General features: G+C 63.4%; 25 protein-coding genes. 12 read left to right on the top strand and 13 right to left on the bottom strand.

All coding sequences use genetic code 11. The features are described 5' to 3' along the window. Positions 1-12: 12 nt before the first annotated feature. From OH705_RS06690 to OH705_RS06670, 5 genes are all read right to left on the bottom strand, one after another. Positions 13-450 (bottom strand): cupin domain-containing protein, encoded by a 438-nt coding sequence (locus tag OH705_RS06690; protein WP_094010340.1) that lies wholly within the window; start codon positions 448-450, stop codon positions 13-15. A gap of 101 nt (positions 451-551) precedes the next feature. Then, on the bottom strand, positions 552-1,457 hold the full coding sequence (locus OH705_RS06685) for a LysR family transcriptional regulator (protein ID WP_038707320.1): 906 nt from the start codon (positions 1,455-1,457) through the stop codon (positions 552-554). Between the two features lie 58 nt (positions 1,458-1,515). Next, entirely contained in the window at positions 1,516-2,601 is a 1,086-nt protein-coding gene (gene trmA, locus OH705_RS06680) for a tRNA (uridine(54)-C5)-methyltransferase TrmA (RefSeq protein WP_046857216.1), read from the bottom strand. Then, positions 2,598-3,893: an NCS2 family permease gene (locus OH705_RS06675; protein WP_038707321.1), complete on the bottom strand. Its 1,296-nt coding sequence runs from the start codon at positions 3,891-3,893 to the stop codon at positions 2,598-2,600. The genes trmA and OH705_RS06675 overlap by 4 nt, the downstream gene beginning before the upstream one ends. Positions 3,894-4,098: 205 nt before the next feature. Continuing rightward, positions 4,099-5,319 carry an MFS transporter gene (locus OH705_RS06670; RefSeq protein ID WP_267301515.1) on the bottom strand — a complete coding sequence of 407 codons (1,221 nt, stop codon included), beginning with the start codon at positions 5,317-5,319 and terminating at the stop codon, positions 4,099-4,101. A gap of 342 nt (positions 5,320-5,661) precedes the next feature. Here OH705_RS06670 and OH705_RS06665 point away from each other — a divergent pair, with 342 nt between their 5' ends. The 3 genes from OH705_RS06665 to OH705_RS06655 are packed head-to-tail and all read left to right on the top strand — an operon-like array spanning position 5,662 to position 8,260. After that, a complete protein-coding gene (locus tag OH705_RS06665; RefSeq protein WP_267301514.1) occupies positions 5,662-7,098 on the top strand; it encodes a cytochrome ubiquinol oxidase subunit I in 1,437 nt (478 codons plus the stop codon). A 1-nt stretch (position 7,099) separates the two neighbouring features. Continuing rightward, the gene (cydB, locus tag OH705_RS06660) at positions 7,100-8,107 is read left to right on the top strand and encodes a cytochrome d ubiquinol oxidase subunit II (protein ID WP_023630573.1); all 1,008 of its coding nucleotides are present in this window, start codon (positions 7,100-7,102) and stop codon (positions 8,105-8,107) included. A 12-nt stretch (positions 8,108-8,119) separates the two neighbouring features. Continuing rightward, positions 8,120-8,260, top strand: coding sequence for a DUF2474 domain-containing protein (locus OH705_RS06655; RefSeq protein WP_023630574.1), 141 nt, complete (start codon positions 8,120-8,122; stop codon positions 8,258-8,260). A gap of 55 nt (positions 8,261-8,315) precedes the next feature. Here OH705_RS06655 and OH705_RS06650 read toward each other — a convergent pair whose 3' ends face one another. Both OH705_RS06650 and OH705_RS06645 read right to left on the bottom strand, forming a co-directional pair. Further along, complete coding sequence (locus OH705_RS06650) at positions 8,316-9,440, bottom strand: methyltransferase (protein WP_267301511.1); 1,125 nt, start codon at positions 9,438-9,440, stop codon at positions 8,316-8,318. Positions 9,441-9,538: 98 nt separating this feature from the next. Beyond that, positions 9,539-10,243 (bottom strand): autoinducer binding domain-containing protein, encoded by a 705-nt coding sequence (locus tag OH705_RS06645; RefSeq protein WP_094010335.1) that lies wholly within the window; start codon positions 10,241-10,243, stop codon positions 9,539-9,541. Positions 10,244-10,456: 213 nt separating this feature from the next. Here OH705_RS06645 and OH705_RS06640 point away from each other — a divergent pair, with 213 nt between their 5' ends. Then, positions 10,457-11,233, top strand: coding sequence for a ferredoxin--NADP reductase (locus OH705_RS06640; RefSeq protein ID WP_094010334.1), 777 nt, complete (start codon positions 10,457-10,459; stop codon positions 11,231-11,233). A 68-nt stretch (positions 11,234-11,301) separates the two neighbouring features. Here OH705_RS06640 and mscL read toward each other — a convergent pair whose 3' ends face one another. Next, positions 11,302-11,715 (bottom strand): large-conductance mechanosensitive channel protein MscL, encoded by a 414-nt coding sequence (mscL, locus tag OH705_RS06635; RefSeq protein ID WP_023630299.1) that lies wholly within the window; start codon positions 11,713-11,715, stop codon positions 11,302-11,304. Between the two features lie 178 nt (positions 11,716-11,893). On the opposite strand from mscL, the gene radA reads away from it, so the two are divergent. From radA to OH705_RS06620, 3 genes are all read left to right on the top strand, one after another. Then, positions 11,894-13,261, top strand: a complete 1,368-nt coding sequence (radA, locus tag OH705_RS06630) for a DNA repair protein RadA (protein ID WP_094010333.1) — start codon at positions 11,894-11,896, stop codon at positions 13,259-13,261. 66 nt (positions 13,262-13,327) lie between these two features. Continuing rightward, complete coding sequence (locus OH705_RS06625) at positions 13,328-13,549, top strand: RNA polymerase sigma factor (RefSeq protein ID WP_267301510.1); 222 nt, start codon at positions 13,328-13,330, stop codon at positions 13,547-13,549. After that, positions 13,471-13,836, top strand: coding sequence for a sigma-70 family RNA polymerase sigma factor (locus OH705_RS06620; protein WP_267301509.1), 366 nt, complete (start codon positions 13,471-13,473; stop codon positions 13,834-13,836). Before OH705_RS06625 ends, OH705_RS06620 begins: the two co-directional genes overlap by 79 nt. 189 nt (positions 13,837-14,025) lie before the next feature. On the opposite strand, the gene OH705_RS06615 is transcribed toward OH705_RS06620, so the two are convergent. From OH705_RS06615 to OH705_RS06605, 3 genes are all read right to left on the bottom strand, one after another. Next, positions 14,026-15,543 (bottom strand): nucleobase:cation symporter-2 family protein, encoded by a 1,518-nt coding sequence (locus tag OH705_RS06615; RefSeq protein ID WP_023630301.1) that lies wholly within the window; start codon positions 15,541-15,543, stop codon positions 14,026-14,028. 261 nt (positions 15,544-15,804) lie between these two features. Next, the gene (locus OH705_RS06610; RefSeq protein ID WP_267301508.1) at positions 15,805-16,176 is read right to left on the bottom strand and encodes a PilZ domain-containing protein; all 372 of its coding nucleotides are present in this window, start codon (positions 16,174-16,176) and stop codon (positions 15,805-15,807) included. 71 nt (positions 16,177-16,247) lie between these two features. Next, positions 16,248-17,057, bottom strand: a complete 810-nt coding sequence (locus OH705_RS06605; protein ID WP_160290876.1) for a lytic polysaccharide monooxygenase — start codon at positions 17,055-17,057, stop codon at positions 16,248-16,250. Positions 17,058-17,269: 212 nt separating this feature from the next. Between OH705_RS06605 and OH705_RS06600 the strand changes: the two genes are divergently transcribed. The 5 genes from OH705_RS06600 (at position 17,270) to OH705_RS06580 (ending at position 21,369) form a co-directional block, all read left to right on the top strand. Further along, positions 17,270-19,336, top strand: a complete 2,067-nt coding sequence (locus tag OH705_RS06600) for a carbon starvation CstA family protein (RefSeq protein ID WP_038707324.1) — start codon at positions 17,270-17,272, stop codon at positions 19,334-19,336. A gap of 13 nt (positions 19,337-19,349) precedes the next feature. Continuing rightward, entirely contained in the window at positions 19,350-19,547 is a 198-nt protein-coding gene (locus OH705_RS06595) for a YbdD/YjiX family protein (protein WP_008094130.1), read from the top strand. 78 nt (positions 19,548-19,625) lie between these two features. Beyond that, positions 19,626-20,603 carry a GTPase gene (gene yjiA / locus OH705_RS06590; RefSeq protein ID WP_104444526.1) on the top strand — a complete coding sequence of 326 codons (978 nt, stop codon included), beginning with the start codon at positions 19,626-19,628 and terminating at the stop codon, positions 20,601-20,603. Positions 20,604-20,707: 104 nt separating this feature from the next. Beyond that, positions 20,708-21,073, top strand: coding sequence for a type II toxin-antitoxin system RelE/ParE family toxin (locus OH705_RS06585; protein ID WP_416383567.1), 366 nt, complete (start codon positions 20,708-20,710; stop codon positions 21,071-21,073). Next, on the top strand, positions 21,070-21,369 hold the full coding sequence (locus OH705_RS06580) for a helix-turn-helix domain-containing protein (protein WP_094010329.1): 300 nt from the start codon (positions 21,070-21,072) through the stop codon (positions 21,367-21,369). The genes OH705_RS06585 and OH705_RS06580 overlap by 4 nt, the downstream gene beginning before the upstream one ends. Before the next feature lie 60 nt (positions 21,370-21,429). Here the strand turns inward: OH705_RS06580 and glyA are convergent, their stop codons facing one another. Both glyA and OH705_RS06570 read right to left on the bottom strand, forming a co-directional pair. After that, positions 21,430-22,683, bottom strand: coding sequence for a serine hydroxymethyltransferase (glyA, locus tag OH705_RS06575; protein WP_094010328.1), 1,254 nt, complete (start codon positions 22,681-22,683; stop codon positions 21,430-21,432). A 199-nt stretch (positions 22,684-22,882) separates the two neighbouring features. Next, entirely contained in the window at positions 22,883-26,713 is a 3,831-nt protein-coding gene (locus OH705_RS06570; protein WP_110604459.1) for an EAL and GGDEF domain-containing protein, read from the bottom strand. Between the last annotated feature and the right edge of the window lie 27 nt (positions 26,714-26,740).

The following is a 26,740-nucleotide window of genomic DNA, read 5'->3' as shown; positions in this document are numbered from 1 at the left end:
CGTTGCCCAGGCTCAGCCTTTGACCGGGTTCAGATCGAAGGCACCAGCCTGGTACTGGAACAGCAGGCAATCGGCCGCCGCGGTGCAGCCGCTTTCATGCACCAGGTTGGCGGGCAGTTTGTAGTAGGCGCCTGTCGGGTACTCCACCCGCTTGCCATCGATCACCGCGTAGAAGGTTCCGCTCAACACCATGGTCGGCAGGGTCTGGCTATGGGTGTGCAGGCCATTGTCGGTGCCTTTGCGGAATTTTACGTAGGCCGAGTACGGCCCCTTGCCGAACAGGTCGCCTTCGACATTGGCGTAGCTCACCGCGCCGTGGGTGCCGGGCACCTGCTGCCATTTCAGCGAAGCGCTGTCAGGGACCGAACTCAGGGTGTCGCCAGCGGCGCTGGCGGTGGCGGTAATAGTGGCCAGGGTGAGGCCGGCGAAAATCGTGTGCAGTGCTTTCATGGGAGGCTCCTTCGCCAAGTGACAATGGGCGAAGGTTAAACAATCAAGTTATGCACAAATACTTCTTCATAGTGCCATAACCTGTGCGTTTTAAGCACAAATCAATGTTGCCATCGCTGCTCTGCGTAGTACGCCTGCACGTAGTCGAGGAGTGCCCGTACCTTGGGCGCCACATAGCGGCTCTGCGGGTAGACCGCGTATACAGTGCGTGAGGGCAGCGACCAGTCCGCCAGCACCGGCACCAGGCGCCCGTCGCGCAAGGCATCGTGGGCGATGAAGCGGTCGAAGCTGGCGATCCCCAACCCGCCGATCGCTGCCGCGCGCAGGGCCATCGGCGAATTGGCGCTCAGGCGCTGAGGCATCAGCAACTCCCGGCGCTCGCCGGCGGGGCCGGTCAGTTGCAGGCGCTGTGGATGCGGCAAGCGGCTGTAGCCGAGCAATGGGTGGGCAGCCAGGGCGTCGGGGGTGGTCGGCGTGCCGTGACGCTCCAGGTAGCCGGGAGCGGCCACCAGCAGCACCTCGCTGTCTGCCAGCCTACGGGCTACGAGGCTGGAGTCGGGCAGGTGGTCGGTGACCCTCAGGCAGACATCGATGTCTTCTTCCAGCAGGTCGATGAAGCGGTCGCTGCAATGCAGTTCGACCTGCAATCGCTCGTGACGTCCGACGAAGTCGGGTAGCCAGTGTCCGAGTTCCAGCTCGCCAAAGGCAGTGGCCACACCCAGGCGCAGCGTGCCGCTGGGCTGTTGTTGATGCTCGGACAGTTCAAGGTTCATGGCCTGCATCTGCTCGAGAATCCGGGTGCAGTGGCGATAGAACAGCGCCCCGGCTTCGGTCATTTGCAGGCGACGGGTGGTGCGGTTGAGCAGTTGCGTGCCGAGATGGCGTTCGAGGTGCTTCACCTGGCGCGACAGCACGGTGTGGGAAACGCCCGCCTGGTGGGCGGCGGCGCTGAAGCTGCCGAGGTCGACGACCCGGCGGAAGGTCTGCATGGCGCTCAACTGGTCCAATGGCACATCACTCCTTGCAGCGAACGGCGGGGCCCTGGCGGCCCCGCGTCGTCGCGGGTCAGCGCCGAACCAGCAGCACCCCGCTTTCCATATGGTGGGTGTAGGGGAACTGGTCGAACAGCGCGCAGCGTTCGATACGGTGGGTATCGTGCAGTTGGGCGATGTTCTGCGCCAGGGTTTCCGGGTTGCAGGAGATGTACAGGATGCGCTCGAAGCGACGGGTCAGCTCGCAGGTGTCCGGGTCCATGCCGGCGCGCGGCGGGTCGACGAACACCGTGCCGAAGTCGTAGCTCTTCAGGTCGATGCCTTCCAGGCGGCGGAACGGGCGGACCTCGTTCAGGGCCTGGGTCAGCTCTTCGGCCGACAGGCGCACCAGGCGCACGTTGTCCACGCCGTTCTCGTCGAGGTTGTGCAGGGCGGCGTTGACCGAGGTCTTGCTGATCTCGGTGGCCAGCACCTGGCGGGCGCGGGTGGCCAGCGGCAAGGTGAAGTTGCCGTTGCCGCAATACAGCTCGAGCAGATCGTCCTGGCGCTCGCCCATGGCCTCGAAGGCCCAGCCGAGCATCTTCTGGTTCACCGCGCCGTTGGGCTGGGTGAAGGCGCCTTCGGGCTGGCGATAGCTGAAGGTGCGCCCGGCGATGTCGAGCTTCTCCACCGCGTAGTCGCGGCCGATCACCACACGCTTGCCTTTCGAGCGGCCGACCACGCTGACACCGAGGTCGGCGGCCAACTGCTGCGCGGCGGCCTCCCAGGCCTCGTCCAGCGGGCGGTGGTAGCACAGGGTGATCATTGCGTCACCGGCCAGGGTGGTGAGGAACTCCACCTGGAACAGCCGGTTGTCGAGGTCTTCATTGGCCTGCCAGGCGGCTTTCAGGCGCGGCATCAATGCATTGATGCGCTCGCTGGCGATCGGGAAGTCGTCGATCAGGATGGCCTTGTGCTTCTCGCCCGGGGCGAACATCGCATAGTGGCGCTGGCCGCCTTCGCGCCACAGGCGGAACTCGGCGCGCAGGCGGTAGTGTCCGCGCGGCGAGTCGAACACGGCCGGCTCCGGCGCGTCGAACGGGGCCAGCAGGTCGCGCAGGCGGGCGGCCTTGGCCGCCAGTTGCGCGTCGTATTGCGCGGGATCGTAGGCAGCACTCATGCGGGGAACCAACCCAGCTTGATGACGAACAGGATGGACAGGATCACCAGCGCCGGGTTCAGGTCATGGCGACGGCCGGAGATCAGCTTGATGGCGGTCCAGGCGATGAAGCCGAAGGCGATGCCGTTGGCGATCGAGTAGGTCAGCGGCATGGCCAGGGCGGTCACCACCACTGGCGCGGCTTCGGTGACGTCGTCCCAGTTGATCTCGGCCAGGCCCGAAGCCATCAGCACGGCGACGAACAGCAGCGCCGGAGCGGTGGCGAAGGCCGGCACGCTGCCGGCCAGCGGGGCGAAGAACAGCGCCAGCAGGAACAGGATGGCGACCACGATGGCGGTCAGGCCGGTGCGCCCGCCGGCACTCACGCCCGCCGCCGACTCGATGTAGCTGGTGGTGGTCGAGGTGCCCAGCAGCGAACCGGCCATGGCGGCGGTGCTGTCGGCGATCAGGGCGCGGCCCATCTTCGGCATGTGGCCGTCCTTGCCCATCAGACCGGCGCGTTTGGCCACGCCGATCAGGGTGCCGGAGTTGTCGAACAGGTCGACGAACAGGAAGGCGAAGATCACGCTGATCAACCCGACATCCAGGGCGCCGGCGATGTCCAACTGCAGGAAGGTCGGGGCCAGCGACGGTGGCATCGAGACCACCCCGCCGAACGGCGTGACGCCCAGCGCGATCGCGGCCACGGTCACCGCCAGGATACCGATCAGCACGGCGCCGCGAACCTTCAGCGACTCGAGGGCGACGATCAGGAAGAAGCCCAGGGTGGCGAGGATCGGCGCGGGTTTGCTGAGGTCGCCCAGACCCACCAGGGTGGCTGGGTTATCGACGACGATGCCGGCGTTATGCAGGGCAATCAGCGCCAGGAACAGGCCGATGCCGGCAGCAATGGCCGAGCGCAGCGGCAGCGGGATGCTGTTCACGATCCATTCGCGGATGCGGAAGATCGACAGCAGGAAGAACAGCACCGCGGAGAGGAACACCGCGCCCAGCGCCACCTGCCAGGTGTGGCCCATGTGCAGGACCACGGTGTAGGTGAAGAAGGCGTTCAGGCCCATGCCCGGCGCCAGGGCGATCGGGTAGTTGGCGATGATGCCCATGGTCACCGAGCCGATGGCCGCGGCCAGGCAGGTGGCGACGAAGAGCGCGCCCTTGTCCATGCCGGTCTCGCCGAGGATGCTCGGGTTGACGAACAGGATGTAGGCCATGGCCAGGAAGGTGGTGACGCCCGCGAGAATCTCGGTGCGCACGTTGGTGTTGTGTGCTTTTAGTTGAAACAGCCTTTCCAGCATGCCTGCTCCCCGGGCGCGCTCGCGCCGTGAATGTATCGACCCCAACAGCAAAGCACAGACCGTACCGGGTGCCGTGGTTTTGTGTGGGGTGGAAAAAAGCCGCGCATCATACCAGCAAGGATGGCGGGGGCCTATGGCCATTGGGGAGAGAGGCCATTCGGGCCCTCTCGCGGTTTTTCGCCTCGCGAGGGGGCGAACACGGTTTTCAGCCGTTATGCATACGGTCGCGATGGGTCAACGTCGGGAACAGCTTCATCCATACCCCGGTCACCAGCAGCGTGCCCACGCCGCCGAGCACCACCGCCGGCACTGTGCCAAACCAGTGCGCGGTCAGCCCCGACTCGAACTCGCCGAGCTGGTTCGAGGCACCGATGAACAGCCCGTTCACCGCGCTTACCCGGCCGCGCATCTCGTCCGGCGTCTCCAGCTGCACGAAGGCGCCGCGGATGACCATGCTGATCATGTCCGCCGCGCCGAGCACCACCAGCACCGCCAGGGAGAACCAGAACGAGGTCGAGAGGCCGAAGGTGATGGTCGCCACCCCGAACACGCCGACCGAGGCGAACATGATCAGGCCTACCTTGCGCTCCACCGGGAAGCGCGCCAGCCACAGCGACATCAGCAGCGCGCCCACCGCCGGCGCCGAGCGCAGCAGGCCCAGGCCCCAGGCGCCGGTGAGCAGGATGTCCTTGGCGAACACTGGCAGCAGCGCGGTAGCGCCGCCCAGCAGCACGGCGAACAGGTCTAGGGAGATGGCACCGAAGATGTCCGGACGGCTGCGGATGAAGCGTACCCCGGCCAGCAGCGATTCCAGGTTGGCCCGACCGCGCTGGGGCAGTTGCTGGCGCGCGTCGAGGCTCAGGGTCAACAGGCAGGCGATGAGGTAGAGGGCCACTGTCGGGCCGTACACCCAGGTACTGCCGAAGGCGTAGAGAAAGCCGCCGACCGCCGGGGCGACGATGGTCGCCGACTGGGTGGCCGACGCCGACGCCGCCACGGCCCGTGGGAACAGCCCTGGCGGCACCACGTTGGGTAACAGCGCCTGGGTCGCCGGCATCTCGAACGAACGGGTGGCGCCGAGCAGGAAGGCGAGGATGAAGATCAGCTCGCGGCTGACGTTGTCGGTGACGCTGCCCAGTGCCAGCGCCAGGGCGATCAGCGCCTGCAGGGTCTGGCACAGGGCGGCCACCTTGCGTCGGTCGTAGCGGTCGGCGACATGGCCTGTGTGCAGCATGAACAGCACCCGGGGCGCGAACTCGACCAGCCCGACCAGGCCCAGGTCGAGGACATTCCCGGTCAGTTGGTAGAGGTGCCAGCCAATGGCCACGGTCAGCATCTGGAAGCCGCTGGCGGTGAACACGCGGGCCAGCCAGAAGGCCAGGAAAGGGTGGTGATGACGCAGCAATTGCGGGGCGGAATCGGACATCGGGGGGCTGCAGCCTCGGAGATAGAGGGGCCTGCAGAGTAACATCTGTTTGTAACAAATAGTTGCTGAAAGTCGTGTGGATCAACTGCCGCGAATTCGCAAAAGAGGGTGAGGCAACCGGTCACGCGGCAATCAACCACACATCCGAATGGGGCATTCAGGACTATGCTTCCATTCAGTCGTTGATCTGGATCAATCGTTCCAGATGCAACGATCTTGGCCTTCGGGCCGGAATCCCCGCGATCGAACAGAACAATTCTAACGCGCCGCACTCGATACCCGTGGGGGCAGTGGGCGACAGGCCATGAGCCCGGTCGCCGGATTACCTGAAGAGGAAGCACCATGTTCGGATTGGAAGCTCTAGAGCTCGCCCGAATCCAGTTTGCCTTTACCGTGTCCTTTCACATCCTGTTCCCGGCCATCACCATTGGCCTGGCGAGCTACCTGGCGGTCCTAGAAGGCCTTTGGCTGAAGACCGGCGACAACACGTACCGTGACCTCTACCACTTCTGGTCGAAGATCTTCGCCGTGAACTTCGGCATGGGCGTGGTCTCGGGCCTGGTCATGGCCTATCAGTTCGGCACCAACTGGAGCCAGTTCTCCGATTTTGCCGGATCCATCACTGGTCCCTTGCTCACTTACGAGGTCTTGACCGCCTTCTTCCTCGAGGCCGGTTTCCTTGGTGTCATGCTGTTCGGCTGGAACCGTGTAGGCCGTGGCCTGCACTTCTTCGCCACCTGCATGGTGGCGCTCGGCACGCTGGTGTCGACTTTCTGGATCCTCGCTTCCAACAGCTGGATGCAGACCCCCCAGGGCTACGAGATCGTCAATGGCCAGGTGATTCCGGTGGACTGGTTCGCGGTGATCTTCAACCCGTCCTTCCCCTATCGCCTGATGCACATGGCCACCGCGGCCTTCGTCGCCACCGCGTTCTTCGTCGGCGCCTCGGCGGCCTGGCACCTGTTGCGCGGGAGGGACAACCCGGCAGTGCGTAAGATGCTGTCGATGGCCATGTGGATGGCCCTGGTGGTGGCGCCTATCCAGGCCGTGATCGGCGACTTCCATGGCTTGAACACGCTCAAGCATCAACCGGTGAAGATCGCCGCCATCGAAGGCCACTGGGAGAACAAGCCCGGCGAGCCGACGCCGCTGATCCTGTTCGGCATTCCCGACATGCAGGCAGAAACCACGCGCTTCAAGATCGAGATTCCAGCCTTGGGCAGCCTGATCCTGACCCATAGCCTGGACAAGCAAGTGCCGGCGATGAAGGACTTCCCGCCCGAGGACCGACCCAACTCGACCATCGTGTTCTGGTCGTTCCGGGTCATGGTTGGCCTGGGCATGCTGATGATCTTCGTCGGCCTGTGGAGCCTGTGGCTGCGCAAGCGCGGCACCCTGTACAGCTCGCGGCCGTTCCTCTACCTGACCCTGTGGATGGGCCCGTCGGGGTTGATCGCGATCCTCGCCGGCTGGTTCACCACCGAGATCGGCCGCCAGCCGTGGGTGGTCTACGGGCTGATGCGCACCGCCGATGGGGTGTCCAACCACAGCTACGCGCAGTTGGGGTTCACCCTGGTGATGTTCGTGGTGGTCTACTTCGCGCTGTTCGGCACCGGCCTGGGCTACATGATGCGCCTGGTGCGCAAAGGGCCGAAGACCGGTGAAGGCTATGAGCACACCCCGGGTGGCCCTGGCCAGAAACGTACGCCGGCGCGGCCGCTGTCCGCCGCCGATGAAGGCCATGAGGCCGACTCCAGCAGCCTGAGCAAGGGGAACTGAGATGGGTATCGATCTTCCGCTGATCTGGGCCGTGATCATCATCTTCGGCGTCATGATGTACGTGGTGATGGATGGTTTCGACCTGGGCATCGGCATGCTCTTCCCCTTCGTCCAGGACGAGCGTGATCGCGATGTAATGATGAACACGGTTGCTCCGGTATGGGACGGCAACGAGACCTGGCTGGTACTGGGCGGGGCGGCGCTGTTCGGGGCTTTCCCACTGGCCTACTCGGTGGTGTTGGAGGCGCTGTACCTGCCACTGATCCTGATGCTGGTGGGCCTGATCTTCCGGGGCGTGGCCTTCGAATTCCGCTTCAAGGCCCGGGCCAACAGGCGCCATATCTGGGACAAGGCCTTCATCTGGGGCTCGCTGGTGGCGACCTTCTTCCAGGGCGTGGCCCTGGGCGCTTTCATCGAGGGCTTCAAGGTGGTCGACCGCAAGTTCGTCGGTGGCACCCTCGATTGGCTGACGCCGTTCACGGTGTTCTCGGGCCTAGGCCTGATCGTCGCCTACACGCTGCTGGGCTGCACCTGGTTGATCATGAAGACCGAAGGGCCGCTGCAGCAGAAGATGCATGACATGGCTCGGCCACTGGCGCTGGTGCTGCTGGTGGTGATCGGCATCGTCAGCCTGTGGACGCCGATCGCCTATCCGCAGATCGCCGAGCGTTGGTTCAGCATGCCCAACCTGATCTGGTTCATGCCGGTGCCGATCCTGGTGCTGGTGACCTTCTACGGGTTGCTGCGGGCGGTGGCGCGCAATGCCCACTACACCCCGTTCCTGCTGACCCTGGTGCTGATCTTCCTCGGTTACAGCGGGTTGGGCATCAGCCTGTGGCCGAACATCATCCCGCCGTCGATCAGCATCTGGGATGCCGCGGCGCCGCCGCAGAGCCAGGGCTTCATGCTGGTGGGCACGCTGTTCATCCTGCCGTTCATCCTTGGTTACACCTACTGGAGCTACTACGTGTTCCGCGGCAAGGTGACCCATGAAGACGGCTATCACTAGGAGCGCCGGGCGATGAATGTCGAAGAGAAGAAACCGCTGTGGCAACGCCTGGGTTGGCTGGTGCTGATCTGGGGGCTGAGCGTGGCAGCGCTTGGCGTGGTGGCTTATGGCATGCGCATGTTCATGAACGCGGCAGGCCTGAGTACTCACTAAGCCATTGAGTCATCGCGGGGCAAGTCGCACCGATGCGACTTGCCCCGCGATGCTTTTATTTCCGGGCCTTGAGCACCACGAACTTCGGCGTTGCCGCCACCTGCTCGACGCCCCGGAACAAGCGCGCCAGCTTGCTGTGATAGCCCAGGTGGCGGTTGCCGACGATGTACAGCGCGCCACCGACTTCCAGCGCCTCGCGGGCCTGCTGGAACATGCGCCAGGCGAGGAAGTCGCCGACCACCTGCTGCTGGTGGAACGGTGGATTGCACAGCACCACGTCCAGCGATTGTTTCTCCTGGCCGGCCAGGCCGTCCGCGGCCCTGATCGTCACTTCGCGTTCGCCCAGTGCCGCCTGCCAGTTCTCCCGCGCCGACTGCACCGCCATGTACGACTCGTCGACCAGGGTGAACTGCGCATCCGGGTTGGCCAGGGCGCAGACAATCGCCAGCACGCCATTGCCACAGCCGAGATCGGCTACGCGGGCGCGGCCCAAATCACGTGGCAGATGCGGCAGGAAGGCGCGAGTGCCGATGTCCAGGCCTTCGCGGCAGAACACGTTGGCGTGGTTGACCAGCTCCAGGGCCGGCGTGTCCAGGCGGTAGCGGCTGGGGTAGGGGGAGCGCGCGACGGGCCGTTGCGCGACAGTGGCAGTCAGCAGGCGCGCTTTCTTCTGCGCCAGCGAAGCCTGCACCGGGCCGATGTACTTCTCCATGAGGTCGCCGGCGGCTCGTGGCAGGTGCTTGATCATCGCCCCGGCGATCACCTGGGCTCCAGGCGCCAATTGGCCCTGCAGGCGGATCAGTTGCTCCTCGAGCAGGGCCAGGGTCTTGGGCACGCGCACCAGCACGCGGTCGAATGGGCCCTGGAAGGGCTCGCTGGCCGGGATGAAGGGCACGCTGTCGAACGGCTTGCCGTTCCCCGCGAGGTTCTTCTCCAGGGCCAGGTGCGCCAGGTGCGAGTCGCTGCTGCTGGTCACGTCCAGGTGCCCGGCCAGGCTGGCGGCCAGGGCGCCGAAGCTGTCGTTGAGCACCAGCACCTTGCACCCTGCGCCCGGTGCCTGGGCGGCCAGGTGTTCCAGCAGGTACTGGTCGGCGGCATCGAACGCCAGCAGCGGGTCGTTGGCTTGCTCCGGCTGGCGGATCAGGTCGAGGTCGGCGAAGGGGCTGTTGAACAGGGGCATGACGTGGGGCTCTGCTGCGTATCTGCCCGGCGCGCGGGTGCGGCGGGCTTGCGGCGGGGAATTCTACAGGGCTTTGCGCCTGGGTGGGGGACGCGCTGTCAGAGCAGGCCGCGCAGGGCGGCAATGGCGATGGCGCCAGCTTTGTTGGAGGCGTTGGTCTTGCTGATCACACTGCGAATATGGAAATTCACGGTGCTGGTCGACAGCGAGAGGATCATCGCCACGTCGGCGGCAGTCTTGCCGGCGGCGGACCACTTGAGCACTTCAAGCTCGCGTTCGCTCAATTGCGGCAGTGGGCTGTACTTCGCCAGGTGGTGCGTGCTGAGGGCGGCGTGCAAGGTGTTGCACAGCCACATGACCTGGGCACTCTTCTCGAACAGTTCGTCGCGGGAGACGGCGCCTTCGGCCCTGGAGACGCTCAACTGACTTTCGTTGTGCTGCTGGTCGTGCACCGACTGACTCCAGCCATGGATCATGCCGTAGGCGCTGGCGGCCTCACGCAGCTGTGGCACCTCATGAAACAGATCGTCGTTCCAGACCAGTGGCAACGTCGTGTGGTGGCATTTTGATACTGTCGGGTCTATGTTGATGAAGTCTTCAGCCTGATAGAGGGTGTTCCAGGCGCTTGGGTAATTGTTGTAGAGGACGATTTGGGGGCCACGGGCAGCGATATGCAGGTGCAAGGTCAGGCCGATGAACTCCATGTCCAGTGCTTGGGCCAGTTTCACAGCCTGGCCGAACACCTGCTGCGGCTCTTTCTCCTCCAGCAGTTGCTGGAGCTGCTCGCTCTTCCAATGTGGCATCTGAGGCTCCCTTTACGTCTTCGTGGATCCAAAGTGAGGACTACACGGACCGTAGTGTAGGAAAGCTCCTACTGGTGTGCTGGGTTTTTTTTCTATAGCTGTGTCGCTTTTTTAGGTAGTTCTGCTCGGTGTCGTGCCATGCCCTACAAATCGACGGTGTTTATCTGCGCTGCTTTGCGCGACACTGTGCGCTCTTGATTCGTGGAGCCCGTCATGACCGCCAGCGCCGACAAATTCACCCGCCAGACCCTGCTCGGCGTCCAGCCTCTGACTCCCAACCTGTTTTCCCTGCGTGTCACCCGCGATGCAGGCTTTCGCTTTCGTGCCGGTCAGTTCGCCCGGCTGGGCGTGAACAAGGCCGATGGCAGCGTTGTCTGGCGTGCCTATTCCATGGTCAGCGCGCCCCATGACGAGTTTCTCGACTTCTTCTCCATCGTGGTGCCCGGGGGCGAGTTCACCAGTGAGCTCAGCCGGCTTGGCGAAGGCGACACCCTGCTGATCGACCGCCAGGCCTTCGGCTACCTGACCCTTGACCGCTTCGTCGGCGGCCGTGACTTGTGGCTGCTGGCCACCGGCACCGGCATCGCACCGTTCATGTCGATCCTGCAGGACTTCGAGGCCTGGGAGCGCTTCGACAATATCAAGCTGGTGTACTCGGTGCGCGAGGCGAAGGAGCTGGCGTATGTCGATGAAATCGCCGCGTTGGAACAGCGCGACTACCTGGCGGAGTACGCGGGCAAGCTGCAGTTCATTCCGGTGGTTACCCGAGAGCAGCATCCGGGTGCGTTGAATGCGCGGATTACCACGTTGATCGAGAACGGTGAACTGGAAAAGGCGGCGGGGCTGGCGCTGTCGCCGGAGCATTCACGGATCATGCTGTGCGGCAACCCGGAGATGATCGACGAGACGCGCAAGGTGCTCAAGGCGCGGGACTTGCAACTGAGCCTGAGCAAGCGGCCGGGGCAGGTGGCGGTGGAGAATTACTGGTAAGGAACAATGGCGCCTTTTGGATCGCCGTCACTGGGGCCGCTGCAAAGCGGCCCCAGTCGTTTTGTGCTTCAGGGCTGGCGATTCTGCGCCTTGAGCAAGTCGCGAATCTCGGTCAGCAGGGCTTCCTCGGCGCTGGGCACCGGCGGCGCGGTCGGTGCCACGGCCTCTTCGCGCTTGAGGCGGTTGATCACCTTCACGCCCATGAAGATGGCAAAGGCGACGATGATGAAGTCGAGCACGGTCTGGATGAACTTGCCGTAGGCCAGCATCACGGCCGGCACATCGCCTTCGGCAGCCTTGAGCGTGATGGCCAGGTCGCTGAAGTCGACACCGCCGATCAGCAGGCCGATGGGGGGCATGATCACGTCACCGACAAAGGAAGAGACGATCTTGCCGAACGCCGCGCCGATGATGATACCCACCGCCATGTCGACGACATTTCCCTTGACCGCGAAGGCCTTGAATTCACTGAGCATGCCCATGCTGTATTCCTTTGTTACGAATGGAGAGGTAAACGCAGTGTAAGCCACTAAAACGCTTCATGCGTGACGTTCGCAGCTACAGACTGTTTATAGAGCGAATAGTTTTGTCGTCCGCCGAGGCCTCCGGGGCACGTCCGTATTCGGCTATCATGGCGGTTTTTTCCAGGAGACCCAGCCCATGGCCAAGGCCAAGCGTTTGTATGGCTGCACCGAGTGCGGCGCGACCTTTCCCAAGTGGGCCGGGCAGTGTGGCGAGTGCGGGGCCTGGAACACCCTGGTCGAGAGCATGATCGAAAGCGGCGGCGCCGCGGCACCGAGCGGGCGCGCCGGCTGGACCGGGCAGCAGGCGCAGATCAAGACCCTGGCCGAAGTGAGCGTCGAGGAGATCCCGCGCTTCACCACCAGCAGCACCGAACTCGACCGTGTACTCGGCGGCGGCCTGGTGGATGGTTCGGTGGTACTGATCGGGGGCGATCCGGGTATCGGCAAATCGACCATCCTTCTGCAGACCCTATGCAACATCGCCGTGCAGATGCCGGCGCTGTATGTCACCGGTGAGGAATCGCAGCAGCAGGTAGCCATGCGCTCCCGGCGCCTGGGCCTGCCCCAGGACCAGCTCAAGGTCATGACTGAAACCTGCATCGAGACCATCATTGCCACCGCGCGCCAGGAAAAGCCGCGGGTGATGGTGATCGACTCGATACAGACCATCTTCACCGAACAACTGCAGTCGGCGCCGGGCGGCGTCGCCCAGGTGCGCGAGAGCACGGCATTGCTGGTGCGCTATGCCAAGCAGAGCGGCACGGCGATCTTCCTGGTCGGTCACGTCACCAAGGAGGGCTCGTTGGCAGGTCCTCGGGTGCTCGAGCACATGGTCGACACGGTGTTGTATTTCGAGGGTGAGTCCGATGGCCGCCTGCGCCTGCTGCGCGCAGTGAAGAACCGCTTTGGCGCGGTCAACGAGCTGGGTGTGTTCGGCATGACCGACCGCGGCCTCAAGGAAGTCTCCAATCCGTCGGCGATCTTCCTCAATCGCACCCAGGAAGAGGTGCCCGGCAGCGTGGTCATGGCCACCTGGGAGGGCACCCGGCCGATGCTGGTGGAGGTCCAGGCGTTGGTTGACGACAGCCACCTGGCCAATCCGCGACGGGTGACGTTAGGCCTGGACCAGAACCGCCTGGCCATGCTGTTGGCGGTGTTGCATCGACACGGCGGCATCCCCACCCATGATCAGGACGTGTTCCTCAACGTCGTCGGTGGTGTGAAGGTGCTTGAGACTGCCTCCGACCTGGCGTTGCTGGCTGCGGTGATGTCGAGCCTGCGCAATCGTCCGCTGGCCCATGGCCTGCTAGTGTTCGGCGAAATCGGCCTGTCGGGCGAGGTACGCCCGGTACCCAGTGGCCAGGAGCGTTTGAAGGAAGCGGCAAAACATGGCTTCAAGCGTGCCATCGTGCCTAAGGGCAACGCGCCGAAAGAGGCGCCCGCCGGGTTGCAGGTGATTGCCGTGACCCGTCTGGAACAGGCACTGGACGCATTGTTCGAGTAGGTCAATTTTTTTATAAGTGATTCTCAATAGCGAGTAGCATGCCACCACCTGCGAGCACCTCATGGAGTGCGTCTGGCGGAGTCAGACCTCAAGCGGCTGTTTCTCAAGCACGCGAAAAACCTTCAAGGCCTGCTCTCGCGCAAGGTGCGCGACTCACTGCTGGCCGCTGACCTGGTGCAGGACAGTTTCCTGCGCCTGGCCGAGCAGCAGTGTACCGAGACGATCGACAACGCCCAGGCGTACCTCTATCGCACCGTGCACAACCCGAAGATCGATCACGTGCGTTAGCAGCAAAGGCGCAAGACCGACACGATGCCCCACGAGGCTTTCGAGGCGCTCGTCGAGGATGGCCCCGGGCTCGAGAGCGAGCCGTGCGCGAGCAGCACCTGCGTCGGTTGCAGGCGATCCTCGGCGAGTTGCCCGAGCGCACCCGGGAGATCTTCCGCCTCAACCGCCTGGAAGGCATGACCCACGCCGAGGTCGCCAGGGATCTGGGGATCTCCGACAGTTCGGTGCAAAAGCATCTGGCCAACGCCCTGGCCTATGTGATGCCGTGCCTGCAGGAGACCGAATGACCAACGGTTTACGGTCCTGGTTGCAGCTGCGCTATATGGCGGGGGGCTGGAGGCCGGTGATCTGAATGTGTTGAATCGGTACTTTGTGGCTCACGGCTAAAGCGATCCCAGGATTCCACGCATCTTCCCATACAAAAAAGGAGCCGACGATGCGCGTCGGCTCCCCTCGGTGACCGTCCTGGTCAGCGATCAGTGTTCGGCAACCGCTTTGCGCCTGGGCGTCTCGTTGCCGTGCTCGTCCAGTTCCAGCACCGGTACCTCGTTGCCCTCGGCGTCGAACAGCTTGCCGTCCTTGAAGTAGTCGCCATCACGCAGGGCCGAAATATCGGAGTACTGGATGGTGCGCTCGTAGGCCGCGGCGAACACCGACTGGTTTTCCGAGTTGCCGGTGGTGAAGTGGTTGAACATCAGGTTCAGCAGAATTGCCATGATCGCCGCCGAGCTGATGCCGGAGTGGAAGATGGTTTCGAACCAGCTGGGGAAGCTGTGGTAGAAGTTCGGCGCCGCGATCGGGATCATGCCGAAGCCAAGCGAGGCGGCGACGATGATCAGGTTGACGTTGTTCTTGTAGCTGACTTTCGACAGGGTACGGATTCCGCTGGCGGCCACGGTGCCAAACAGCACGATACCGGCGCCACCGAGTACCGGGGTAGGCACCGCCGCAATCACCCGGCCCATGATCGGCAGCAGGCCGAGCACCACCAGGATCACGCCGCCGGTGGCCACCACATAGCGGCTCTTCACGCCGGTGACTGCCACCAGGCCCACGTTCTGGGCGAAGGCGCTCTGGGTGAACGAGCCGAAGATCGGCGCCAGGATGCTCGATGCCATGTCGGCGCGCAGGCCGTTGCCCAGGCGCTTGGAGTCGACCTTGGTGTCGATGATTTCACCGACCGCCAGGATGTCCGCCGAGGTTTCCACCAGGGTCACCATGATCACGATGCACATCGACAGGATCGCGGCGATGTGGAAGGTCGGCATGCCGAAGTGGAACGGGGTGGGGAAGGCGAAGATCGGGCCTTCGGTGACCTTGCTGAAATCGGCCATGCCCAGCGACCAGGCGATCAATGTGCCGGCGACCATCGCCAGCAGGATCGACAGGCGCGAAATGCTCGCGCTGCCGAGCTTGCTCAGCAGCAGGACGATGGCGAAGGTCAGCGCCGCCAGGCCGATGTTGGCCATGCTGCCGAACTCTGGCGAGGCGCTGTTGCCGCCCATCACCCAGCGGGCCGCGACGGGCATCAGGGTCAGGCCGATGGTGGTGATGACGATGCCAGTCACCAGGGGCGGGAAGAACTTGGTTATGCGCGAGAACACCGGGGTAATCAGGAAACCGATCAACGAAGCTGCCATTACCGCGCCCAGCACCGCCGGCAGGCCACCGCCGCCCTGGCTGCCAAGAATCGCGCCCATGGTCGCCACGCCCGCGAACGACACGCCCTGGACCAATGGCAGCTGGCAGCCGAAGAACGGCAGCCCAAGGGTCTGCAGCAATGTCGCCAGGCCACCGGCGAACAACGAGGCAGCAATCAGCAGCCCGATTTCCGCCGGCGCCAGGCCGGCGGCCTGGCCGAGGATCAGGGGTACGGCGACGATCCCTCCATACATGGTCAGGACATGCTGCAGCCCGTAGGCCAGGTTGGCGCCGAGGCCGAGGTTTTCGTCCTCGGGGCGCGGGGCGGGAGACGTGCTGGGGGACGTGGTCATTGGAGCAGGCTCTCTGTTTATTGTTGTGCCGCTACTGTAGACAACTAGCGCAAATAATTGCCACTAAAATTGTATACAAAGTTTTGATCGTAGCGTCGTAAAGGATGCATCCAGGGTGCCTGAAACCTGGATGCACGTTGCGTTCCAACCTGCGAGAGGCTGTTCCAGAGGGGTGTGTACAAAGGGGCTGGGAAAGGCAGGAAAGCTGTCTGGCTGGACAAGAAAGCGGTCACAGCCAGATTGTTAGCAGGCTAAGAGATATCAATCTTCGATGAGTTCGCGCAGCTCGCGCATCATTTCGGTGCTGTCCGCCAGGTTCAGTTCCACAAGACGGTGCAAATGGGTCATCGAGTCGATGTCGATGTGCAGGCAGATGAAGCCCAGGCGCGTGGACTCGTCGTGGCGCAGTTCGACCTGCATCCTGACCTCGGTTTTCTTGTCGTTGAGGTGGATGACTGCGTCGAAGTCCTGGGTGGGGTCCGCATCCCAGGGTTCCGGGCGCTCTACCAGCAAGCCCTTAAGCGACAGGTCGAGGAGCTTCACCGGCCAGCGACGTTCGCCCTGGCGCAGTTCGGTAGGGGCATCGAAGGCGATGCGCTGGAAACGGCGGCGTTCGTCGTGGGAGCTAGTCATGGCTGGATCCTCGTCAGATCTTCTGACTATAGCCCAGCCATGGCCGTCCCTTTCGGAGGATTAACCGGAGGCTATTTGCCGCCGACGATGTTCACATCGCTGCAGTTGTAGAAGCCTTCGCCGGCCGGGTCCTTGCGCTGCCAGCGGCTGTAGATGACACGCTTGCCGATGTGGTTCTTGAGATCGACCTCAAGCTCGTAGTACCCATTTACTGGTGGCACGTCGCCGATTTCCTGCACCAGTTCCAGATCGTCCCACTTCAGCGCGCGCTCTGCGGGGTTGTAGCCAGGCTTGGACACATAGATTTCCCAGTAACTGGGGTTATGCACGGCCTCGATCTTGTAGCGCATGTGCACTTTGTTGTCGGCCCCCTTGCGCAGTTCCTGGGTGGCCCACTCGGCAGGTTGGTCCAGGCCGCTCTTGTCGTTGACCAAGAGGTACAGCCAATTCGAATCCAATTTCAACTTGCGCAAAATTTCGAGGAGTGCGTTCCTGACCTTGCTTAGTGAATCCGCTGCCACGACATTGCCCGCCGAGCACAACTGGCCGTCGGGGATAGCCTTCTTGACTTCTTCGATTTTGTCGTACTCGGGGATGTTCTTCGACACTTCGTGCCATTGGATGAACTGATAGGTCGCCTGTTGGGCGTTGTTGTCGAACTTGCGGTAAACGTGTTGGTACGCCGCTTTGCAGCCTGGACTCTTGATACCTGAGCCATCTTCTGGCCAGTGGTAGTCTTGTGCGTTGAAGCAAGCCAGTTGGCGCGCCACGGGTACTTCCATGGCACCATGCATTGGCTCGATGGGGGCGGCATGGGCAGGTATCGCCGCAGTGGCGAGCAGGCCGATGAAAGAGGTGTGAAGCAGGTACTTGGTCTTCATTGTGAACATCCTTGTGTATTCAAGACCTGTTCAAAATGCACTCTGGACTGTGGCCCGACAACTGGCAGAATTACCAGGTGAGTTGCGGGAACAACGCTCTAGGTCGGAGCCCCTGGGGTAGCAAGGACGCTCATCTGGATATGGTAATGGAGGCGAGCAGGCCCTAGACTCAGAGGGCTGTCTATTCCAACCACTTAAGCTGGAAGCATGCCATGAACAACAATAACAGCCTGCTACGCCATATCCCGTGGCTGGCGCTGGCAGTCATAGGGGCCTGCGCGCTGGGCGTCGTCGCCCTGCGTCGCGGTGAGGCGATCAATGCCTTGTGGATCGTCGTCGCGGCAGTGGCCATCTACCTGGTTGCCTACCGTTACTACAGCCTGTTCATCGCCACCAAGGTGATGCAGCTCGACCCACGCCGGGCCACGCCGGCGGTACTCAACAATGATGGCCTGGACTACGTCCCGACCAACAAGCACATCCTTTTCGGCCACCACTTCGCCGCCATCGCCGGCGCCGGCCCGCTCGTGGGCCCGGTGCTCGCGGCGCAGATGGGCTACCTGCCCGGCACGCTGTGGCTGATCGCTGGCGTGGTGCTGGCCGGCGCGGTACAGGACTTCATGGTCCTGTTCCTGTCCACACGGCGCAACGGCCGCTCGCTGGGCGACATGGTCCGGGAAGAGATGGGCCGCATACCGGGCACCATCGCCCTGTTCGGTTGCTTCCTGATCATGATCATCATCCTCGCGGTGCTCGCGCTGATCGTGGTCAAGGCCCTGGCCGAGAGCCCGTGGGGCATGTTCACGGTGATCGCGACCATCCCGATCGCGATGTTCATGGGCATCTACATGCGCTACATCCGCCCGGGCCGCATCGGTGAAATCTCCATTGTCGGCGTGGTCCTGCTGCTGCTGTCGATCTGGCTGGGGGGCCAGATCGCCGCGGATCCGGTGTGGGGCCCGGCGTTCACCTTCACCGGCGTGCAGATCACCTGGATGCTCGTGGGCTACGGTTTCGTCGCCGCTGTGCTGCCGGTGTGGCTGGTACTGGCGCCGCGCGACTACCTGTCGACCTTCCTCAAGATCGGCACCATCGTCGGCCTGGCCATCGGTATCCTGATCATCGCGCCCGAGCTGAAGATGCCGGCGCTGACCCAGTTCACCGACGGTACCGGCCCGGTGTGGAAGGGCACCCTGTTCCCGTTCCTGTTCATCACCATCGCCTGCGGCGCGGTGTCCGGCTTCCACGCGCTGATCTCCTCGGGGACCACGCCGAAGCTGCTGGACAACGAAACCAACGCCCGTTACATCGGCTACGGCGGCATGCTGATGGAGTCGTTCGTCGCCATCATGGCCATGGTTGCCGCCTCGGTGATCGAGCCGGGCGTGTACTTCGCCATGAACAGCCCGGCCGCAGTGGTCGGCGCCGACGTCGCTTCGGTGGCGCAGACCGTCAGCAGCTGGGGCTTCATGATTACCCCCGAGCAGTTGGAGGCCACTGCCCGCGACATCGGCGAGCACACCATCCTCGCCCGTGCCGGTGGCGCGCCGACCCTGGCGGTCGGTATCGCGCAGATCCTGCACCAGGTGCTGCCGGGCGAGAACACCATGGCGTTCTGGTACCACTTCGCCATTCTGTTCGAGGCACTGTTCATCCTCACCGCAGTGGACGCCGGTACTCGTGCCGGGCGCTTCATGCTGCAGGACCTGCTGGGCAGCTTCGTTCCGGCGCTCAAACGCACCGAGTCGTGGGGGGCCAACCTGCTCGCGACCGCCGGTTGCGTGGCCATGTGGGGTTACCTGCTGTATCAAGGCGTGATCGATCCGCTGGGGGGTATCAACACCTTGTGGCCGCTGTTCGGTATCTCCAACCAGATGCTGGCCGGTATCGCCCTGATGCTCGGTACCGTGGTACTGATCAAGATGAAGCGTCAGCGCTATATCTGGGTCACCCTGGTACCTGCGGTATGGCTGCTGATCTGCACCACCGCCGCGGGCCTGATCAAGCTGTTCGACCCGAACCCAGCTGTGGGCTTCCTGGCCCTGGCCAAGAAGTACAGCACCGCGCTGGACGCCGGCCAGGTGCTGGCGCCTGCCAAGGATATCGGTCAGATGCAGCACGTGATCTTCAACGCCTACACCAACGCTGGCCTGACGATCCTGTTCCTGGTGGTGGTGTTCAGCATCCTGTTCTTCGCCCTCAAGGTCGGCTATGCCGCCTGGGGCCGCAAGGAGCGGACCGACAAGGAAACCCCGTTCCAGGCCCTGCCTGACGCTTGAGAGGAATGCCGCGATGTTCAACGACCTGGGTCGACTGGGCAAGTACCTGGGGCAGGCAGCCCGCCTGATGGTCGGCATGCCCGATTACGACAACTATGTCGAGCACATGCAGACCAAGCACCCGGACAAGCCGGTGATGAGCTACGAGGCGTTCTTCCGCGAGCGCCAGGAAGCGCGTTATGGTGGCAAGTCCGGGCCCAAGTGCTGTTGAACCCGCGACACGCGTGAACCAGTGGGAGCCCGGGCAACCGGGCTCCCACTTTCATTTTCAGCTGCAGGAGACAACCGCGTGCAAACGCCGATTCCCGTTACCGTGCTGACCGGCTTTCTCGGTGCCGGCAAGACCACACTGCTCAAGCACATGCTCAAGGCCGAGCACGGCCTGAGGCTCGCCGTGATCGAGAACGAGTTCAGCGAGGCCGGCATCGACAGCCAACTGCTGGGCGATGAGCCAGTGCAGGTCATGACCCTGGCCAACGGCTGTGTGTGCTGCAGCATCCATGGCGACCTGACCCGTGCCCTGTACCTGCTGCTCGAACGCCTGGACGCCGGCGAGATCGCCTTTGATCGCCTGGTGATCGAGTGCACGGGCCTCGCCGACCCGGCACCCGTGGCACAGACCTTCTTCATCGACGAAGAGCTGCGCGAGCGCTATATCCTCGATGGCATCATCACCCTGGTCGACACCGCCCACGCCGAACTGCACCTGACCCAGGCCATCGCCCAGGCCCAGGTCGGCTTTGCCGACCGTCTGCTGCTGAGCAAGACCGATCTGGTCGAGCCGCAGGTGGTCGATGCCCTGCGCGAGCGCCTGGCGTGCATCAATGGCCGGGCGACGATTCGCGTGGTCGAGCACGGTCGCATCGACCTGGCCGAGCTGCTCGATGTGCGAGGGTTCAACCTCAACCCGGACCTTGGCATCAGCCCCGGGCCCAGCTTGCGCCCGGTCCTCAAGCCCGCCACCCCGGATCGCATTTCGACGCTGGTGCTGTGCACCGAAACACCGTTGGATATCGATCGGCTCAGCGACTTCATGAACGAGCTGCTGGAGGAGCACGGCAAACAGCTGTTGCGCTACAAGGGCGTGTTGAATATCGCGGGTGAAGATCGCCGTTTGGTGTTCCAGGGAGTGCTGAAGCTGTACGGCTTCGACTGGGACGCCGAGTGGAAGGAAGGCGAGCTTCGGGAAAGCGTGATGGTGTTCATCGCCGATGAGCTGCCGGAGGAAAGGATTCGGGCTGGTTTCGAAGCTTTGAGCCACGCCTGATTGGGATACAGCCGACTGTTCGATGCCGCCGTAAGGCGGCATTTTTTTGGCCTCGTTTCAGCGATCAGGCCAGTCGAGGTGGCCGCTTGCAGGAGGTACTTTTTTTGGTACACTCGGCCGCGTCGGATCTAAAAATAAATGTGCAGTTCTTCTGTAGTGCGTTGGGTAATGAGCCCGTGAGGGAGTGGCTAAAGGGCTTGGCACGTGAAGAACGCTATCTGATTGGCATGGAAATCAAGACCGTTCAGTTGGGATGGCCACTTGGCATGCCCTTGGTCAGAAAGCTGGAGCACGGGCTTTGGGAAATCCGTATCGACATGGGGCATGTCGTTGCCCGTGTACTGTTCACGATCATGGATGGCGTGATGTTCATGCTCCATGGATTCATCAAGAAAAGCCAGAAAACGCCTTCAGCAGATCTGGCCCTGGCCAGGCAACGCAAGGCCAGCTTACGGAGGTCAACTACATGAACCCGCATATCGGTTCGAACTTCGATGATTTTCTCGCCGAAGAGGGCATCCTCGAAGAGGTCACGGCGGCTGCGCTGAAACGGGTGATCGCCTGGCAACTGACGCAGGCGATGAAGCAGCAAAAGATCAGCAAGAAGGCTTTGGCCGAGCGTATGCACACCAGTCGGGCGGCGGTCGATCGAGCCTTGGATCAGACAGACGCTGGCATGACCTTGGCAACGTTGGCTAGCGCTGCCAGGGCCTTGGGGCAGCGCGTGGAAATACGTCTCGTACCGGATGTCGCGCCAGCCCGATGAAGTACAAACATGAAAAAGCCCGGCACAAGGCCGGGCTTCTTCATTTCAGGCGTCTGCCAATCAGTTGCCGTACACCGGCAGCTTCTTGCAGATGGCCTTGACCTTCTCACGTACGGCGTCGATCACCGCTTCGTTGTTCAGGTCGGCCAGGATGTCGCAGATCCAGCCGGCCAGTTCACGGCACTCGGCTTCCTTGAAGCCACGGGTGGTAACGGCTGGGGTGCCGAAACGCAGGCCCGAAGTGACGAACGGCGAACGTGGGTCGTTCGGTACCGAGTTCTTGTTGACGGTGATGAAGGCCTTGCCCAGAGCGGCGTCGGCGTCCTTACCGGAGATTTCCTGCTTGATCAGCGACAGCAGGAACAGGTGGTTCTCGGTGCCGCCGGAGACGACGTCGAAGCCACGCTCGATGAATACGCTGGCCATGGCCTGGGCGTTTTTCACGACCTGCTGCTGGTAGGCCTTGAACTCAGGCTGCAGGGCTTCCTTGAAGCAGATCGCCTTGGCAGCGATGACGTGCTCCAGCGGGCCGCCCTGGGCGCCCGGGAAGACGGCGGAGTTCAGCTTCTTCTCGATGTCGGCGTTGGCACGGGCCAGGATCAGGCCGCCACGTGGACCGCGCAGGGTCTTGTGGGTGGTGGTGGTGACCACATCGGCGAACGGCACAGGGTTCGGGTACACACCAGCGGCGACCAGGCCGGCGACGTGAGCCATGTCGACGAACAGGTAGGCACCGACCTTGTCGGCGATTTCGCGGAAGCGTGGGAAATCCAGCACTTGCGAGTAGGCGGAGAAGCCGGCAACGATCATCTTCGGCTTGTGCTCGACAGCCAGGCGCTCGACTTCGTCGTAGTCGATCAGGCCGTTGGCGTCGATGCCGTACTGGATGGCGTTGTACAGCTTGCCCGAGGAGGAAACGCTGGCACCGTGGGTCAGGTGGCCGCCGTGGGCCAGGCTCATGCCCAGGATGGTGTCACCGGCCGACAGCAGGGCCAAGTAGACAGCGGCGTTGGCCTGGGAACCGGCATGCGGCTGGACGTTGGCGTAGTCGGCGCCGAACAGCTCCTTGGCGCGGTCGATGGCCAGCTGCTCGACGACGTCGACGTACTCGCAACCACCGTAGTAGCGCTTGCCTGGGTAGCCTTCGGCGTACTTGTTGGTCAGAACCGAACCCTGGGCCTCCATGACCGCCGGGCTGGTGTAGTTTTCCGAAGCGATCAGCTCGATATGCTCTTCCTGGCGCAGGGCTTCTTGCTGCATGGCTTCGAAGAGCTCGGCGTCGTACTTGGCAATGGTCAAATCACGGCTGAACATGGCGGTCCTCAAGGATCGGGCAGAATTGGGGGAGCATTCTAACCGATTGATTCGCCGCTGGCATATGAAGTGGCATCAAGTCGCGGACCAATGGGCTTCATGTTGCAGGCCGCGTGGCGACTGGGCTGGAGTTGACTTTGAGGTCCGGTTTTTTCCAGGTTGCATGAGGTCTGGTGGGCGCGAAGACCCCGCGCAGCGCCTACTGGAACATGAACAACGTCTCGTTGCTGAACTGGGCCTCGAACTGGTTGGCGGGCATCGGTCGGCCGAACAGGTAGCCCTGCACCTCGTCACAGCCGTGTTCGCGCAGGAACTCCAACTGCTCATGAGTTTCCACGCCCTCGGCGATCACCGCCAGGTTGAGGCTGTGGGCCATGGCGATGATCGCCCGGGCGATCTGTGCGTCCTGTTCGCCTTCGGGCAGACCATCGACGAAGGTGCGGTCGATCTTCAGCACGTCGATGGGGAACTGCTTGAGGTAGTTGAGCGACGAGTAGCCGGTGCCGAAGTCGTCGACCGCGATGCTCAGGCCCAGGTTCTTCAGGCTGTCGAGGATCTGCATGGCCTCGTTGACCTCGCGCATCAGGATGCTTTCGGTCAGCTCCAGCTCCAGGCACGCCGGCGGCAGCCCCGTTTCGTCGAGGATAGTTGCGATGCGCGTGCCCAGCTGGCCGTCGGAGAACTGCCGGGCGGAGATGTTCACCGACACCTTGGGCACACGCACTTTCTGCTGGTGCCAGGCCTTGAGCTGACGGCAGGATTCGCGCAGTACCCAGTCGCCAACGTCGACCACCAGGCCCAGCTCCTCGATCACCGGGATGAAGTCGCCCGGCGGCACCAGGCCGCGTGTCGGGTGGCGCCAGCGCAACAGCGCCTCGGCGCCGGTCAGGCGCTTGCCGTCGCCGCTGAACTGTGGCTGGTAATAGAGGATGAACTCGTTCTGCTCTAGTGCATGGCGCAGGTCGCTTTCCAGTTCCAGACGCTCCAAGGCGCTGGCGTTCATGTCCGCTTGGTAGAACTGGAAGTTGTTCTTGCCGCGTTCCTTGGCGTGGTACATCGCCGTGTCGGCGTTCTTCATCAACTGGCTGAGCTCGCTGCCGTCCTGTGGGCTCAGGGCGATGCCGATACTGGCGGTGACGAAGAACTCGCGGTTTTCCAGCACGAACGGGGTGACCAGCCCGTCGAGGATGTGCTCGGCAACATGGATGGCGCGGTTGAGGGCCTGCTCGCGGCTGGCCTTGGGCTGCAGCAGCAGGGTGAACTCGTCGCCGCCCATGCGCGCCACGGTGTCGTCGTCGTCGACGCAGGCCAGCAGGCGCTCGGCCATGTCCTTGAGCATGCGATCGCCCGCCGCATGGCCAAGGGAGTCGTTGATCGGCTTGAAGCGGTCGAGGTCGAGGAACATCAGCACCACCCAGGCCTTCTGGCGCTCGGCCTGTTGCAGGGCGGTGTACAGGCGGTCCTGGAACAACGTGCGGTTGGGCAGGTGAGTGAGGGCATCGTAGTAGGCCAGGCGGTGGATGCGCTGCTCGCTGGCCTTGCGTTCGCTGATGTCGGTGAAGAAGCACACATAGCTGGCCAGGTCGCCTTCATCGTCGAGCACCGCGGTGATGCCTACCCACGCCGGGTAGTGCTCGCCGTTGCGCCGTTTCAGCCAGACCTCGCCTTCCCAGCTGCCGCGCTGGCTCAGTTGCTTGAGCACGTAGCCTTGCTGGGCGTTCTGTTGCTGCTCGACGGTGAGCATGCCGGGGAGCTGGTCGAGCACCTCGGCCACGGCATAGCCGCTGACGCGGGTGAATGCTTCGTTGGCCTGGACGATATAGCCGGCCGGGTCGGTAATGAGGATCGCCGAGGTGGAGTGCTCGAACACGGTCGCGGCCATGCGCAGGTCTTTTTCGGCCCTGCGTTGCTGGCTGATGTCGCGGCCCACGCCGAGCACCCCCTCGAAGCGCTCGTGTTCGTCCCACACCAGCACCAGGCGCAGCTCGATGGGGATCTTGCGGCCGTCGGCGCGCAGGCAGTCGAACAGGAACAACTGCGTAGGCAGGGTACTGCGCAACTGGGCCAGTTGCGTGCTGTCGTCCAGCACCTGGCTGACGCGCTCGAGCAGGTTGTAGACACCGCTGAGCTGGGCCGGGTTGGCAATGATCGACTGCCAGCCGTTGGCAAAGATCCAGTCGGCCTGGTAGCCCAGCACCGCCTGCACCGAGGGGCTGACATAGTTGAGCTGCAGCTGGCTGTCGGTGGAGAAGATCACGTCGCTGATGCTCTCGGCGAGCATGCGGTAGCGCTGTTCGCTGTCGCGCAGCGATTCGCTGGCTTCGATCTGCACGGTGACATCCTTGCCCACGCCGATGATACGTGTGACCAGGCCTTCGCTGTCGCGGGTCAGCACCTGCTCGCGGATGTCGTAGCACCGCCAGCCACCGTCGCGATGGCGGAAGCGCAACTGGCAGTGCAGCGACTGGCCATAGCCGGTGTCGCGCTGCTGCTGGCGCAGGGCGCGGTAGTGCTCGGCATCGCCGGGATGCAGGAGCATCTCCCAGAAGCGGTCACCCATCTGTGCCAGCTCCGCGCGGTCGTAACCGAGGGTCTGGCCGAGGTGGCGGTTGCTGAAGATCATCCGCTGGCTGTCAACGTCCTGCACGTAGAGCTGGTCGGGCACGGTACGCACCACGTCCGACCAGAAGCCCTCGCGTTCGAGCAGCGACAGCTCCACCTGCTTGCGGCTGGTGATGTCGCTGATGCTCAGGATTACCGCCTGGTAGTCACGGCGCTGCTGCGGCAGTCGGGCCATCAGCCACAGGTGCAGTTCACCACCGAGCGGGGCGGGTAGGCGGACCTCCAGTTCGAGTTGCTGGCGCTCTTCGATCAGCGCGTCGATCAACTGCATGCCGATACTGTCGCGGCTGTCCCCGCTGCCATCTATCAGGCGCTGCCAGGCGCCAGCGTGGGAGTCGACGTTGAGCAGTTGGCGGGCCACCTGGTTGATCTCGGTGATCTTCAGTTCCGCAAGCAAGGTGCGGCGCAGCTTGGTGTCCAGGGCCAGGCTTTGCTTGAGCGCGGCGCGGTTGCGCAGGTGGTAGCGGTCGAGCTGCCCCGGCAGGCTGGAGAGATCGAGCACGCACAGGGCCACGCCGGTGCCCTCGAAGATTTCCTGGTAGCGCCGACGGTCTTCCTGCAAGGCGCGTTGGCGACGGCGCATGTTGATCAGCGCCAGCACCGGCAGCAGCGCGCAGAACAGCACCAGCACGCATTTGCCGAGCAGCGCCGGCAGCAACCTGTCGCGGGCCAGGCCGGCATCGAACAGGCCACGCAGTTGCCAGGTGCTGTTGTCGATGAAGGCAAGCATCACGCTTTGCAGAGGCTCTTCGCTGGTCTGCCGGTGCCCGTGGCGCTCGATGACCTCGCCGCTGCGGCTGTTTTCCAGCAGCCACAGGGGATGGGTGGGGCCGTCAAGGTGACGGGTCAGCTCCTGGTAGTAGTCGCGGCTCAGGCGCAGCAGCCAGTAGCCGCGGTCTTGCTCGGTCGGCTGGCGCAGCAGCAGGTAGAGCCGCTGATTGTCGGCATCGTTGCCATAGAAAAATGCCCTGCCCTGATTCAGTTGCAGCAGGTCGTCAATCAGCTGACGGTCGGGTGAGCCAGCGAGGGTGTCGCTGCGCACCTGCCCGGTGGCGTCAAGCCAGGCCAGGTCGCGCAGGGCCGGCAGGCGGGCCTGCAAGGTGGCGAGCAGGCTGGGCAGGGCGACAGGCGCCGGAGGTTTGACGTAGGGCTGGACCAGGTTCAGTGATTGCTGGGCCTTCAGCGCCATGTTCAGGCTCAGATGGTCGGCCAGTTCGGCACTGGTGGCCAGGCTCTGCTGGCGCAGGTCGGCCTGGGTATGGCGGTACTGGGAGAAAAGTTGCCACAGCAGCAGCCCCAGCAGAACCAGGGCGAGCAGGGCCAGCGCCCCCTTGAGCGAGCCACGCAGGTGCGTGCCGGCCGTGGAATCGGCAGGACGCAGGGATGACGGTTGCGTGAGATTGGTCAAGCGTTGGGTCCTGCGATTGGGCTGACG

The sequence above is a fragment of the Pseudomonas sp. BJa3 genome (assembly GCF_026343815.1).
Lineage (GTDB): Bacteria > Pseudomonadota > Gammaproteobacteria > Pseudomonadales > Pseudomonadaceae > Aquipseudomonas > Aquipseudomonas soli.
The sequence above is the reverse complement of the archived record's forward strand: the minus strand, read 5'-3'. Positions and strand labels throughout refer to the sequence as shown.